Genomic DNA, 13,959 nt, shown 5'->3' with positions numbered 1-13,959 from the left:
GCGCTTAAGGTATGATAAGGGCAGTCTGTTTTTCTGAGGAGTGACTGATGAAACTGATGTTTGCGTCGGATATCCATGGATCGCTGCCCGCGACCGAGCGCGTTCTTTCCCTGTTCGCACAAAGTGGGGCGCAGTGGCTGGTTATTCTGGGTGACGTGTTGAACCATGGCCCACGTAACGCATTGCCGGAAGGCTATGCCCCTGCGCAGGTGGCGGAAAAACTCAACCCCTATGCCTCGCGCATTATTGCCGTGCGCGGTAACTGCGACAGCGAAGTGGACCAGATGCTGCTGCACTTCCCCATGACCGCTCCGTGGCAACAGGTGCTGCTGGAAAAATGCCGTCTGTTCCTCACCCATGGTCATCTTTTTAGCCCGGATAATCTCCCGGCGCTGGCCGCTGGCGATGTCCTGGTTTACGGCCATACTCATATTCCGGTAGCAGAAAAACGCGGGGAGATTTATCACTTCAACCCAGGTTCGGTCAGCATCCCGAAAGGCGGATACCCGGCGAGCTATGGCATGCTTGATGAGCATACGTTAAGCGTTATCGCACTTAATGATCAGCAAGTTATTGCACAGGTAGCGATTAATCCGTAAGTTACACCTCAACTGTAAACGCGCCGTAAGAGCGCTTAGACGAGAAGGTTTCCCGATGGTGGAGCAGAGTCATTTGGCAAGTACAGAGTGGGTTGACATTGTCAACGAAGAGAATGAAGTGATCGCGCAGGCCAGCCGCGAACAAATGCGCGCTGAACGCCTGCGTCATCGTGCGACGTATATTGTTGTTCATGACGGCATGGGCAAAATTTTGGTTCAACGCCGCACGGACACCAAAGATTTTCTCCCTGGTATGCTGGATGCCACTGCGGGCGGTGTCGTTCAGGCGGATGAGGTCCTGCTGGATTCCGCACGCCGTGAAGCGGAAGAAGAGTTAGGCATTGCGGGCGTACCGTTTGCCGAACATGGGCAGTTCTATTTCGAAGACGAACATTGCCGTGTCTGGGGCGGGCTGTTTAGCTGCGTTTCCCACGGGCCGTTCGCCCTGCAGGAAGAAGAAGTAAGCGAAGTGAGCTGGATGACGCCGGAAGAGATCACCGCGCGTTGTGACGAGTTCACGCCGGATTCGTTAAAAGCGCTGGCGCTGTGGATGACCCGCAACGCCAAAAACGAATCGACCAAATCTGAGAAAGAAGAAGAGGCCGAATAAGCTTTAGCAGCTCTCCCTCAGACACAGACTGGATGCGATGGGTTTCTGATCGCGCCAGTCTCCGTCATTCAGACGTTCCAGCAATGCACGTCCCGCTTCAATACCAATCTTACGATGGGGTACTGCCATCGTCGTCAGCGGCGGCTGACAGACACGGCTGACGTCGCTGTCGCCAAACCCGACCACGGCCAGATCGTCCGGCACCTTGATACGCCTGCGCTGGCACTCGTACAGCGCGCCACAGGCCAGTTCATCTGAGACGCAAACCAGCGCATCCAGCTCCGGCCACGCCAGCAGAAATTCAGGAAGTTGTGCGGCCCCCGTCGAAAAGCTCGGCGGCATGGCGGCGTTAATCACCCGGTTAGGCGACATATGGTGGCGCAGCATCGCTTTGTACCAGCCCTGCAAATGCTGCTGGAAAATCCACTGCTCCTGGTTGGCACACAGCAGGCCGATGTTCTGGTAGCCGCGTTTGATGACCATTTCCGTGAGTTCATACATGGCCGCGACGTTATCAATCCCGATATTCATATCGATAGGATCGGCGCGCATGGCGCCCATCTCCATCACCGGAATCGAGGCGTTTTTTAGCCAGTGACGCACGGTGTCAGTATGTTCGACGCTGAGCAAAATCGCTGCGGCGATATTTGACGCCAGCAGCGTTTCCAGCAATTTCTCTTCCTGTTCAAGGCGATGCTGGGATTCGGCCAGCATGATCTGATAGCCGGCGGGCTGTAACACCTGCTGGAGCCCGGCGAACATTTCTGAACAACCGGCTTCGGAAAGATTGGGGACGACCATCGCGATCGTCCATGACGAGGCCGAAGCCAGCGCACTGGCTGCAAGATTCGGCATATAGCCTAACTCTTGTACCGCGGCTTCTATTTTTTCTCGCAGTTTATCGGAAACCTGTTCAGGCGTGCGGAGAGCACGGGACACGGTCATTGTGCCCACACCGGCAAGCTGTGCGACATCGGCAAGTGTCACTTTACCGGTACTGCGCCGTTTTCGGGTTAGAGACATACACCTTCCTGCTGACAGGACGCCACTCATTTCATCCTTCGCTTCACGTGACAGGCAGTATACGCCTTAAATCCCTTTTTTTGCTGTGATTTCGCGCCAGGATGTTAATTTGATAGCGCTATCACACTTCTGAATGTTAGATCTTGGTAGCGCTATCTTTGTGATCCCGATCGCAGCCAATTCGTTATGCGTTGAATAAAGTTTGTTCATCTTTAGCGCGATGTCGGGAGGGAAAATGCTCAAAAAGTGGATATATGATACAACCATCACGCTGCAGGATAGCGTTGAGAGTTGGCCGCAGGCGCTGGAGATATGCGCGAAACCGTTGCTGGAGCTGCAGGTCATTGCGCCGGGATACGTAACGGCCATCATTGAGCAGCACCACACTTTAGGACCCTATTATGTGCTGGCACCAGGGCTGGCCATGCCGCATGCGCGGCCGGAAGAGGGGGCAAAAGGACTGGGCCTCTCATTATTAAAACTCAGGAAGGGCGTTTCATTCGGTGCAGGCGAATTTGATCCCGTCGATGTGATCGTTATGCTGGCGGCACCGGATAAACACAGCCATATCGAAATGATCTCCGCGCTGGCTGAATTATTTTCAAGCGATGAGGATATGGCAGAATTACATCAGGCGAATACCCTGGAGGAAATAAAAAAGATAATCGACCGCTTCTGATTTAATTATTTAATCCGACTCGTCACACACATTACGCGCAAGCGTGATGGGACATACTCTACGCAAAAAAGGGGACAACAATGAAAATCATGGCTATATGCGGTTCTGGCCTGGGCAGTAGTTTTATGGTCGAAATGAATATTAAAAAAGTGCTTAAGAAGCTGGACATTGACGCCGAGGTTGAGCACTCCGATCTCTCTTCAGCCACGCCCGGTGCGGCCGATCTTTTCGTGATGGCGAAAGATATTGCCTCCAGCGCCAGCGTGCCGGAAAACCAGTTGGTGGTGATCAACAACATCATCGATATCAACGAACTTGAAGCGCAGCTGCGTGCCTGGTTCGAAAGACAATAACCCTGATAAGGCGAGGTGGATATGTTTATCCTTGAAACGCTGAATTTCGTTGTCGATATTTTAAAAGTCCCTTCCGTGCTGGTAGGCCTGATTGCCTTAATTGGTCTCGTTGCGCAGAAAAAAGCCTTTTCTGACGTTGTAAAAGGGACCATTAAAACTATTCTCGGGTTTATTGTGCTGGGCGGTGGCGCCACCGTGCTGGTGGGGTCTTTAAATCCATTAGGCGGTATGTTTGAACACGCCTTTAATATTCAGGGCATTATTCCCAATAATGAAGCGATTGTTTCCATTGCGCTGGAAAAATATGGGGCCTCGACTGCGCTGATTATGGCGTTTGGGATGGTGGCCAATATTCTCGTCGCCCGCTTTACCCGTCTGAAGTATATCTTCCTGACCGGACACCACACGTTCTACATGGCGTGCATGATTGGGGTTATCCTCACGGTTGCGGGCTTTGAAGGGGTCGGTCTGGTCTTTACGGGGTCGCTGATCCTCGGGCTGGTCATGGCCTTCTTCCCGGCGATTGCGCAGCGTTACATGAAGCGCATTACCGGCAACGATGATATTGCTTTCGGCCATTTCGGCACCCTGGGCTACGTGCTGTCCGGCTGGATTGGCAGTAAGGTCGGCAAAGGTTCACGTTCAACCGAAGAGATGAACCTGCCGAAGAACCTGAGCTTCCTGCGTGACAGCTCGATCTCCATCTCTCTGACCATGATGATTATCTACCTGATCATGGCGGTGAGCGCCGGGCGTGAATACGTCGAGGCGACCTTCAGCGGCGGTCAGAACTACCTGGTCTACGCCATTATCATGGCAATCACCTTCGCCGCAGGGGTGTTCATCATCCTGCAGGGTGTACGCCTGATTCTGGCAGAAATCGTCCCGGCCTTTACCGGCTTCTCAGAAAAACTGGTGCCCAATGCGCGTCCGGCCCTGGACTGCCCGGTGGTCTATCCGTATGCGCCCAACGCGGTGCTGATTGGCTTCCTGTTCAGCTTCCTCGGGGGAATTGTGGGGTTAATTATCTGCGGCCAGTTTAACTGGGTGCTGATCCTGCCGGGCGTGGTGCCGCACTTCTTCACCGGCGCAACCGCGGGCGTGTTTGGTAACGCCACCGGTGGACGTCGCGGGGCAATGATTGGCGCCTTTGCCAACGGGCTCTTAATCACCTTCCTGCCGGTGCTGCTGCTGCCTGTACTGGGAGCCATTGGCTTTGCCAATACCACTTTCTCGGACGCTGATTTCGGCGCCGTCGGGATTGTGCTTGGCAACCTGGCGCGCTTCCTGTCACCGCTGGCCATCACCGGGCTTGTCGTTGCGTTGTTCGCGCTGCTGGTGGCGTACAACGTGTTCGCGAAAAACAAATCTGCGGGTGGTAATGCGCAGGAAAACACCGGAGCCAAATCATGAATGAGAATGAGATAACCGAACTCGCGCGTCAAATTCGACTCGAGACCCTGAAATCGCTGACGCAGCTGGGATTTGGTCACTACGGCGGCAGTATGTCGGTCGTCGAAACCCTGGCCGTACTGTACGGCGCGGTAATGAAAATTGACCCGGCAGACCCGGACTGGCCAGAACGAGACTACTTTGTTCTGTCGAAGGGCCATGCGGGACCGGCCCTGTACAGTACGCTGGCGATTAAGGGCTATTTCCCGATGGAAGAGCTGAGCACGCTTAACCAGAATGGCACACGCCTGCCAAGCCATCCGGACCGGCTAAAAACACGCGGTGTGGATGCCACGACCGGTTCGCTTGGCCAGGGGATCTCCATCGCGGGCGGCATGGCGCTGTCGCATAAGCTGGCCGGGCGGTCAAATCGGGTCTTTTGCATCGTCGGTGACGGCGAGCTGAACGAAGGGCAGTGCTGGGAAGCGTTCCAGTTTATTGCCCACCATCGTCTTAACAACCTGACGGTGTTTGTGGACTGGAATAAACAACAGCTTGATGGCGAGCTGGATGAGATCATCTGCGCGTTCGATCTGGAAGGGAAATTCCGCGCCTTTGGTTTTGACGTGGTGACGGTGAAAGGAGATGACATCCCGGCACTGCTGAAGGTCACTGCACCGGTTCCGCCAGCGGATGCGCGTCCGCGGGTGGTGATCCTCGACAGCATCAAAGGACAGGGAGTGGCGTATCTGGAACAGCTGGGTAATTCGCACCATCTGCGATTGACCCCGGAGAGCAAAGCGGCCCTCGACGAGGCGATCCGCCAGCTGGAGGTAACTCATGATTAAGGTTGCACCTGCAGGACAGAAAGATGCCATAGAGATGCGTAAGATCTACGCGGGCTTTGTGGCAAAACAGATTGAAGCCGGCAGCGAGATCATCGCCCTGGAAGCGGATCTGATGAGCTCAATGGCGATGGACGGCGTGGCGCGCGATTATCCGCAACATGTGATCAACTGCGGCATTATGGAGGCCAACGTGATCGGTACCGCGGCCGGGCTGTCACTCACCGGCCGCAAGCCGTTTGTTCATACCTTTACCGCCTTTGCCAGCCGTCGCTGCTTCGACCAGCTGTTTATGTCCCTGGACTACCAACGAAATAACGTGAAGGTCATTGCCTCGGATGCGGGCGTGACGGCCTGCCATAACGGCGGGACGCATATGTCGTTCGAGGATATGGGCATTGTGCGCGGTCTGGCGCATTCGGTAGTGCTGGAGGTGACCGACGCGGTGATGTTTGAAGACATACTGCGCCAGCTTATCGACCTCGACGGGTTCTACTGGGTACGTACTATCCGTAAGCAGGCGCCGAGCGTGTATGCCCCGGGTTCAACGTTTACCATCGGCAAAGGCAATGTGCTGCGCGAAGGAAGCGACATTACCCTGATTGCCAATGGCATTATGGTGGCCGAAGCGCTGGAAGCGGCCCGTCAGCTTGAGCAGGAGGGCGTTAGCGCGGCAGTGATAGACATGTTTACCCTGAAGCCCATCGACCGGATGCTGGTGAAAAACTACGCCGAGAAAACCGGGCGGATCGTGACCTGCGAAAACCATAGCATTCACAACGGGCTGGGCTCGGCGGTGGCGGAAGTGCTGGTGGAGACCTGCCCGGTGCCGATGCGTCGCGTGGGGGTGAAGGAGCGTTATGGCCAGGTAGGGACGCAGGACTTCCTGCAGAAGGAGTATGGCCTGACGGCGCATGACATTGTTTCAGCGGCGCGAGAGTTGCTGTAAATAAAAAAGGCGACCCGTGAGTGGTCGCCTTTTTGTTGCCCGGTGGCGCTAGCGCTTACCGGGCCTACGGTCCTGTAGGCCGGATAAGCGCTAGCGCCATCCGGCAAGACCTTATTTACTGCTGCTGCGAAGACTGGATCGCCGTCAGCGCGATGGTGTAGACGATATCGTCTACCAGCGCGCCACGGGACAGGTCGTTCACAGGTTTGCGCATACCCTGCAGCATTGGCCCGATGGAGATCAGGTCTGCTGAACGCTGTACCGCTTTGTAGGTGGTGTTACCGGTGTTCAGATCCGGGAAGATGAACACGGTAGCGCGACCTGCAACCGGGGAGTTTGGCGCTTTGGATTTCGCAACGTCAGCCATAACTGCGGCATCGTACTGCAGCGGGCCGTCGATCATCAGATCAGGGCGTTTTTCCTGTGCAATACGGGTCGCTTCACGCACTTTCTCTACGTCGCTACCTGCACCAGAAGTGCCGGTAGAGTAGGAAAGCATCGCGACGCGTGGTTCGATACCGAAGGCAATCGCGGAGTCCGCGGACTGGATTGCGATTTCAGCCAGCTGCTCTGCGGTTGGATCCGGGTTGATCGCACAGTCGCCGTAAACGTAAACCTGTTCAGGCAGCAGCATGAAGAACACGGAGGAAACCAGAGAGCTGCCTGGAGCCGTTTTGATCAGCTGCAGCGGTGGGCGGATGGTGTTCGCGGTAGTGTGAACTGCACCGGACACCAGACCGTCAACTTCGTCCTGCTCCAGCATCAGCGTACCCAGCACCACGTTGTCTTCCAGCTGCTCACGCGCAACGGCTTCGGTCATGCCTTTGTTCTTACGCAGTTCGACCAGACGGGCAACGTAGCTTTCGCGAACCACTTCTGGATCAACGATTTCGATGCCAGCACCCAGCTCAACGCCCTGGGATGCCGCAACGCGGTTAATCTCATCCGGGTTACCCAGCAGCACACAGGTCGCGATGCCGCGCTCTGCACAGATAGCTGCCGCTTTCACGGTACGTGGTTCGTCGCCTTCTGGCAGAACAACACGTTTGCCCGCTTTACGCGCCAGCTCGGTCAGCTGGTAACGGAAGGCCGGAGGAGACAGACGACGGCTGCGCTCGGAGGTTGCGGTCAGGGATTCGATCCAGTCTGCGTTGATGTAGCTTGCAACGTATTCCTGAACTTTCTCGATACGCTCGTGGTCATCAACCGGCACTTCCAGGTTGAAGCTCTGCAGGCTCAGGGAGGTCTGCCAGGTGTTGGTGTTGACCATGAATACCGGCAGGCCAGTCGCGAACGCGCGTTCGCACAGCTTGCTGACGCGTGGATCCATCTCGTAAGCACCGGTCAGCAGGATAGCGCCGATTTCTACGCCATTCATCGCGGCCAGGCAGGCAGCAACCAGCACGTCTGGACGGTCTGCGGAGGTCACCAGCAGGGAACCAGCACGGAAGTGCTCCAGCATATGCGGAATGCTGCGGGCGCAGAAGGTCACGGATTTCACGCGGCGGGTATTGATGTCGCCTTCGTTGATCACGGTGGCGTTCAGGTGACGCGCCATATCGATGGCACGGGTGGCAATCAGATCGAAGCTCCACGGCACCGCGCCCAGAACCGGCAGCGGGCTGGATTCCTGCAGTTTAGCCGGGTCAACTTTAATGACTTTCGCTTTGGAAGAGTCGTCGAAGATCTCAGACAGGTCAGGACGCGTACGGCCCTGCTCATCCACCGGCGCATTCAGTTTGTTGACGATAACGCCCGTGATGTTGGTGTTTTTAGTACCACCGAAGCTGCTGCGGGTCAGTTCGATACGCTCTTTCAGCTGCTCTGGGGTATCTGTGCCCTGAGACATCACAAAGACGATCTCGGCGTTCAGGGTTTTCGCAATTTCGAAGTTCAGCGACTGGGCAAACTGGTGTTTGCGGGTCGGAACCAGGCCTTCAACCAGCACCACTTCCGCGTCTTTTGTATTGGCGTGGTAGTTGGCGATGATCTCTTCCATCAGCACGTCTTTCTGGTTGCTGGAGAGCAGAGATTCAACGTGGTTCATCTTCAGCGGTTCGGCCGCTGGCAGATTGGAGTTCTTACGAACGATGGTGGTGGTCTGGTCTGGCGCATCGCCACCGGCACGTGGCTGGGCGATTGGCTTAAAGACGCTCAGACGAACGCCTTTGCGTTCCATAGCACGGATCACGCCAAGGCTGACGCTGGTCAGGCCGACGCTGGTTCCGGTAGGGATCAGCATAATAGTACGGGACACGGTTTATCCTCTTTCGTTACCGCCTGATTGTGGCGGGTGACAAAACAGCACCGCCAGCAGAGCTGGCGGTGTGGAATCAAGCAGTCAGACGGTGCGCGTCTTGCGCGATGACCAGCTCTTCGTTTGTTGGGATAACGAGAGCAGGGCGGGTGCCTTCTTTGTTGATGAAGCCAGACTTGCCGAAGCGGGCAGCCAGGTTACGCTCGTGATCAACCTCAAAGCCCAGAACGCCCAGTTTGCCCAGGGACAGTTCGCGAACCATTGCCGCGTTCTCACCGATACCACCGGTGAAGACAACAGCGTCAAGACGGCCATCCATCAGCGCAGTGTAAGAGCCGATGTATTTCGCCAGACGGTGGCAGTAAACGTCCATTGCACGTTTAGCGTCTTCTTTCTCTGCGTAGTTGTCTTCAACGTAACGGCAGTCGCTGGTGACTTCGGTCAGACCCAGCAGGCCAGACTCTTTGGTCAGCATTTTGTTGATCTGGTCAACGCTCATGCCCAGGGTGTCGTGCAGGTGGAAGATAATCGCCGGGTCGATGTCACCGGAACGCGTACCCATCACCAGACCTTCCAGCGGGGTCAGACCCATGGAGGTATCAACACATTTACCGTTGCGGATTGCAGAAACGGAACCACCGTTGCCCAGGTGGCAGGTGATGATGTTCACTTCTTCAACCGGTTTGTTCAGCACTTTTGCCGCTTCCTGAGTCACATAGAAGTGGCTGGTGCCGTGCGCGCCATAGCGACGAACACCGTGCTCTTTGTAGAGGCTGTATGGCAGGGCATAGAGGTAAGACTCTTCCGGCATGGTCTGATGGAACGCGGTGTCAAACACGGCCACGTTTTTGTCTTTCAGATTAGGGAAGGATTTCAGCGCTTCAGCGATACCGATCAGGTGCGCCGGATTGTGCAGCGGTGCAAAAGATGCAGAGTCTTTGATGCCCTGGATAACAGAGTCGTCAATCACGACGGAACTGGTGTATTTCTCGCCACCATGGACGATACGGTGACCAATCGCAGTCAGCTGAGCAGACAGTTCTGGTTTTTGTGCCAGAATAGTGTTAACGATAAAGTTCAGCGCTTCACTGTGAGCGGCGCCTGCACCTAAAGCCGCTTCTTGTTTGCTGCCGTCCATCTTCCACTTGATACGTGCTTCAGGCAGATGGAAACATTCGGCCAAACCAGAGAGGTACTCGTCACCGTTGAGCGCATCGATGATGGCGAATTTCAGTGAGGAGCTACCGCAGTTCAGAACCAGTACTAACTTACTCGACATGGAAGTACCTATAATTGATACGTGGCTAAAAAAACGTCAAAGAGTCTAAAAGCGTAACGCATGCTGACCCAGACATTTATGATTAACATCATGCCAAACGAACATTCTGGCAGGATGGAAGAAATACCTATGATTTTAAGCCATTTTGAACATTTTTCAGACAATGGCATAATATGCGATAATTTGACGAGTTAACGATTCTCGTCTACGGCCCTATCAGGCTGGCACAGGATACCCGATACGGGGTAGTGATGACAAAATATTTTGAACGTTGTCATAGCTTGTTGTGGTTTTGCACGAAAATTTTAATTTTTATATGTGAAGTTGAGGTATGCCATGTCGACACCTGAGATCCCGTCCGTGAATTTTTTTAGTCTGTTTCGTCGGGGACAGCATTACGCGAAGACGTGGCCGATGGAAAAACGCCTTGCGCCCATGTTCATTGAGAATCGCACAATCCGCGCCACGCGCTACGCGATTCGCTTCATGCCTCCTGTCGCTATTTTTACCCTCTGCTGGCAAATTGCGCTGGGCGGACAGCTCGGCCCTGCCGTGGCGACGGCGCTTTTTGCGTTGAGCCTGCCGATGCAGGGGCTGTGGTGGTTAGGTAAGCGTTCAATCACACCTCTGCCGCCTTCTATTTTACACTGGTTTTATGACGTTCGCGGGAAACTGGAAGAAGCCGGTCAGGCGCTCGCTCCGGTTGAAGGCAAGCCCGATTATCAGGCGCTGGCTGACACGCTTAAGCGAGCTTTTAAGCAACTTGATAAAACATTCCTCGATGATTTGTGATTGATCATCGAAACGACTAATAAAAGAAGGCACAGTAACACACCGTTACCGTGTCTTTTTTTTCAAGTGCCATGCGCTACAGGAGTCGAAAGATGGAAATGACCCATGCTCAACGTCTGATTTTGTCCAACCAGTACAAAATGATGACTATGCTTGATCCCGATAACGCTGAGCGCTACAGCCGCCTGCAGACCATCGTCGAACGCGGCTTTGGTTTGCAGATGCGTGAACTGGACCGCGAGTTTGGCGAGCTGAAAGAAGAAACCTGCCGCATCGTGATCGACATTATGGAGATGTACCACGCGCTTCACGTGTCCTGGACCAACCTGAAAGATCAGCAGTCCATTGACGAGCGCCGCGTCACTTTCTTAGGCTTTGATGCCGCAACGGAAGCGCGCTATCTGAGCTATGTCCGCTTTATGGTGAATACAGAAGGGCGTTATACGCACTTTGATGCGGGCACCCACGGCTTTAACGCGCAGACCCCTATGTGGGAAAAATACCAGCGCATGCTGAGCGCATGGCACGCCTGCCCGCGCCAGTACCACTTAAGCAGCAACGAAATTCAACAAATCACTAATGCCTGACGGAGGTGCGTGTGCAGTGTAGAGGTTTTCTGTTTGATCTGGACGGTACGCTGGTGGATTCGCTACCGGTTGTAGAGCGTTCATGGTGCCATTGGGCGGACAGACATGGCATCGACCATCAGGACGTGCTGAATTTTATCCACGGCAAACAGGCCATAACCTCGCTCCGCCATTTTCTGGCGGGACGCTCTGAGGACGAAATTCAGGCAGAGTTTAAATATCTGGAACACATTGAAGCCACTGATACGGACGGCATTACTGCGTTACCCGGTGCTCGTGAACTGCTTGAGCATTTGAATGAAGCGCAAATTCCGTGGGCCATTGTCACCTCCGGCTCGGTTCCCGTGGCTCACGCTCGTCATAAGGCGGCGGGTTTACCCACGCCGGACGTGTTCATTACCGCTGAGCGCGTAAAACGCGGCAAACCGGAACCTGATGCCTTTTTGCTGGGTGCAGAACTGCTGGGCATCCCCCCGGCGGAGTGCGTGGTGGTGGAAGATGCGGCAGCGGGCGTGCTGGCCGGATTGAACGCCGGCAGCCACGTTATTGCCGTCAACGTTCCGGCCGATTCTCCCCGTCTGGACGAGGCGGACTTTGTGCTCAATACGCTGACCGCGCTTGATATCGCTAAGGCGCCAGACGGTATTGTAACCGTCTCGCTAAAAATGTAATCCCATGATTTAGCCCCACGCTGCTGGGGCTTTTTTATGGCACAATTTCGCATCTCTCTCTGACAAGGACATGTTGTGAACGGTGAACTGATTTGGGTGCTCAGCCTGCTTTTAATCGCCATCATTCTGTTTGCTACAGGCAAAGTGCGCATGGATGCCGTCGCTTTGTTTGTTATCGTTGCGTTTGCGCTGAGCGGTACGCTCACGCTGCCGGAAGCCTTCTCGGGGTTTAGCGATCCCAACGTCATTCTGATTGCCGCGCTGTTTATTATCGGCGACGGGCTGGTGCGCACTGGCGTGGCGACACTCGTGGGGGCATGGCTGGTGAGGGTGGCCGGCAACAGCGAAACCAAAATGCTGATCTACCTCATGCTTACGGTCGCCGGGCTGGGAGCCTTTATGAGCTCGACGGGCGTCGTTGCCATCTTTATCCCGGTGGTGTTGAGCGTCTCCATGCGGATGCAAACCTCACCGTCGCGCCTGATGATGCCCCTGAGCTTTGCCGGGCTCATCAGCGGTATGATGACCCTGGTGGCCACGCCGCCAAACCTGGTGGTCAACAGCGAGCTGATACGTGAAGGGCTGGAGGGCTTTAGCTTCTTCAGCGTCACCCCGCTTGGGCTGGTCATTTTGTTGATGGGTGTGGTGTATATGCTGCTGACTCGCTTCGCCCTGAAAGGCGAGAAGCAAGATAAAACTAAAGATGGCTGGAAACGACGCACCTTCCGCGATCTGATCAAACAGTACCGTCTGGCCGGCCGCGCCCGCCGTCTGGCCATTCGTCCCGGTTCGCCAATGGTCGGCCAGCGCCTGGATGACCTGAAGCTGCGCGAACGGTATGGCGCGAACGTGATCGGCGTGGAGCGCTGGCGTCGCTTTCGTCGGGTCATCGTCAACGTGAACGGGGTGTCCGAATTCCGGGCGCGTGACGTTCTGCTGATCGATATGTCCACCGCAGAGGTCGATCTGCGTGAGTTTTGCAGTGAGCAGCTGCTGGAGCCGATGGTGCTACGCGGAGAGTATTTCTCCGACCAGGCGCTGGATGTGGGCATGGCGGAAGTGTCGCTGATCCCGGAATCGGAATTGTTGGGCAAAACCGTGCGTGAAATGGGGTTCCGTACCCGCTACGGCCTTAATGTCGTCGGCCTGAAGCGTGATGGCGTGGCGATGGAAGGGGCAGTGGTGGATGAGCCCATCCTGCTGGGCGATATTTTTCTCGTGGTGGGTAACTGGAAGCTTATCAGCCAGCTCGGCCAAAAAGGCCGCGATTTTGTGGTACTCAACATGCCCGTTGAGGAGAGCGATGCCTCTCCGGCCCACAGCCAGGCGCCTCACGCCATTTTTTGTCTGGTGCTGATGGTGGCACTAATGCTCACCGACGAGATCCCGAACCCGGTGGCGGCGATTATTGCCTGCCTGTTAATGGGCAAGTTTCGCTGTATTGATGCCGAGAGCGCCTATAAAGCAATTCACTGGCCAAGCATCATTTTGATTGTCGGGATGATGCCATTCGCCCTTGCCCTGCAAAAAACTGGTGGGGTGGATTTAGTGGTTAAAGGGCTCATGGACATCGGTGGGGGATACGGTCCATATATGATGATGGTGTGCCTGTTCGTGATGTGCGCCACGATAGGGCTGTTCATTTCCAATACCGCCACGGCGGTGCTGATGGCGCCTATTGCACTGGCGATGGCGAAATCGATGGGCGTGTCGCCGTACCCCTTTGCGATGATGGTGGCGATGGCGGCCTCTGCGGCGTTTATGACGCCGGTCTCTTCGCCGGTTAACACGCTGGTACTGGGGCCGGGGAATTACCGCTTTAGCGATTTCGTGAAGATTGGCGTACCGTTCACCATACTGGTGATGCTGGTATGTGTGGTGCTGATTCCGGTGTTATTCCCGTTTTAGCGTGAGCGCAGAAAC

Annotated in this window: 14 protein-coding genes; 11 read left to right on the top strand and 3 right to left on the bottom strand. The window is 55.2% G+C overall.

Features of this window, described 5'->3' with window-relative positions; genetic code table 11:
* Positions 1–47 precede the first annotated feature (47 nt).
* Both yfcE and yfcD read left to right on the top strand, forming a co-directional pair.
* Positions 48–599 carry a phosphodiesterase gene (yfcE, locus tag VF709_RS04145; RefSeq protein WP_013098124.1) on the top strand — a complete coding sequence of 184 codons (552 nt, stop codon included), beginning with the start codon at positions 48–50 and terminating at the stop codon, positions 597–599.
* 55 nt (positions 600–654) lie between these two features.
* Positions 655–1,209: an NUDIX hydrolase YfcD gene (gene yfcD / locus VF709_RS04140; RefSeq protein WP_013098123.1), complete on the top strand. Its 555-nt coding sequence runs from the start codon at positions 655–657 to the stop codon at positions 1,207–1,209.
* Between the two features lie 3 nt (positions 1,210–1,212).
* On the opposite strand, the gene VF709_RS04135 is transcribed toward yfcD, so the two are convergent.
* The gene (locus tag VF709_RS04135) at positions 1,213–2,232 is read right to left on the bottom strand and encodes a LacI family DNA-binding transcriptional regulator (protein ID WP_013098122.1); all 1,020 of its coding nucleotides are present in this window, start codon (positions 2,230–2,232) and stop codon (positions 1,213–1,215) included.
* 235 nt (positions 2,233–2,467) lie between these two features.
* Between VF709_RS04135 and VF709_RS04130 the strand changes: the two genes are divergently transcribed.
* The 5 genes from VF709_RS04130 to VF709_RS04110 all read left to right on the top strand — a co-directional run bounded on the left by VF709_RS04130 (position 2,468) and on the right by VF709_RS04110 (position 6,450).
* Positions 2,468–2,911 (top strand): PTS sugar transporter subunit IIA, encoded by a 444-nt coding sequence (locus tag VF709_RS04130; RefSeq protein ID WP_040022368.1) that lies wholly within the window; start codon positions 2,468–2,470, stop codon positions 2,909–2,911.
* Positions 2,912–2,991: 80 nt separating this feature from the next.
* Entirely contained in the window at positions 2,992–3,264 is a 273-nt protein-coding gene (locus VF709_RS04125; RefSeq protein WP_013098120.1) for a PTS sugar transporter subunit IIB, read from the top strand.
* A gap of 21 nt (positions 3,265–3,285) precedes the next feature.
* The gene (locus VF709_RS04120; RefSeq protein ID WP_023622509.1) at positions 3,286–4,677 is read left to right on the top strand and encodes a PTS ascorbate transporter subunit IIC; all 1,392 of its coding nucleotides are present in this window, start codon (positions 3,286–3,288) and stop codon (positions 4,675–4,677) included.
* Complete coding sequence (locus VF709_RS04115) at positions 4,674–5,504, top strand: transketolase (protein WP_029881737.1); 831 nt, start codon at positions 4,674–4,676, stop codon at positions 5,502–5,504. The genes VF709_RS04120 and VF709_RS04115 overlap by 4 nt, the downstream gene beginning before the upstream one ends.
* Positions 5,497–6,450: a transketolase family protein gene (locus VF709_RS04110; protein ID WP_013098117.1), complete on the top strand. Its 954-nt coding sequence runs from the start codon at positions 5,497–5,499 to the stop codon at positions 6,448–6,450. Before VF709_RS04115 ends, VF709_RS04110 begins: the two co-directional genes overlap by 8 nt.
* Positions 6,451–6,565: 115 nt before the next feature.
* Here VF709_RS04110 and pta read toward each other — a convergent pair whose 3' ends face one another.
* Both pta and ackA read right to left on the bottom strand, forming a co-directional pair.
* Entirely contained in the window at positions 6,566–8,707 is a 2,142-nt protein-coding gene (gene pta, locus VF709_RS04105) for a phosphate acetyltransferase (protein ID WP_013098116.1), read from the bottom strand.
* A gap of 76 nt (positions 8,708–8,783) precedes the next feature.
* Entirely contained in the window at positions 8,784–9,986 is a 1,203-nt protein-coding gene (gene ackA / locus VF709_RS04100; RefSeq protein ID WP_013098115.1) for an acetate kinase, read from the bottom strand.
* 336 nt (positions 9,987–10,322) lie between these two features.
* Between ackA and yfbV the strand changes: the two genes are divergently transcribed.
* The 4 genes from yfbV (at position 10,323) to VF709_RS04080 (ending at position 13,944) form a co-directional block, all read left to right on the top strand.
* Positions 10,323–10,778 carry a terminus macrodomain insulation protein YfbV gene (gene yfbV, locus VF709_RS04095; RefSeq protein ID WP_020690637.1) on the top strand — a complete coding sequence of 152 codons (456 nt, stop codon included), beginning with the start codon at positions 10,323–10,325 and terminating at the stop codon, positions 10,776–10,778.
* A 92-nt stretch (positions 10,779–10,870) separates the two neighbouring features.
* Entirely contained in the window at positions 10,871–11,365 is a 495-nt protein-coding gene (locus VF709_RS04090) for a YfbU family protein (protein ID WP_440230939.1), read from the top strand.
* 11 nt (positions 11,366–11,376) lie between these two features.
* Positions 11,377–12,036 (top strand): sugar phosphatase, encoded by a 660-nt coding sequence (locus VF709_RS04085; protein WP_040022372.1) that lies wholly within the window; start codon positions 11,377–11,379, stop codon positions 12,034–12,036.
* 75 nt (positions 12,037–12,111) lie between these two features.
* A complete protein-coding gene (locus tag VF709_RS04080) occupies positions 12,112–13,944 on the top strand; it encodes an SLC13 family permease (protein WP_040022374.1) in 1,833 nt (610 codons plus the stop codon).
* Positions 13,945–13,959 lie beyond the last annotated feature (15 nt).

It is taken from the genome of Enterobacter sp. Lyrl_3, assembly GCF_051948675.1.
Lineage (GTDB): Bacteria > Pseudomonadota > Gammaproteobacteria > Enterobacterales > Enterobacteriaceae > Enterobacter > Enterobacter cloacae.
The sequence above is the reverse complement of the archived record's forward strand: the minus strand, read 5'-3'. Positions and strand labels throughout refer to the sequence as shown.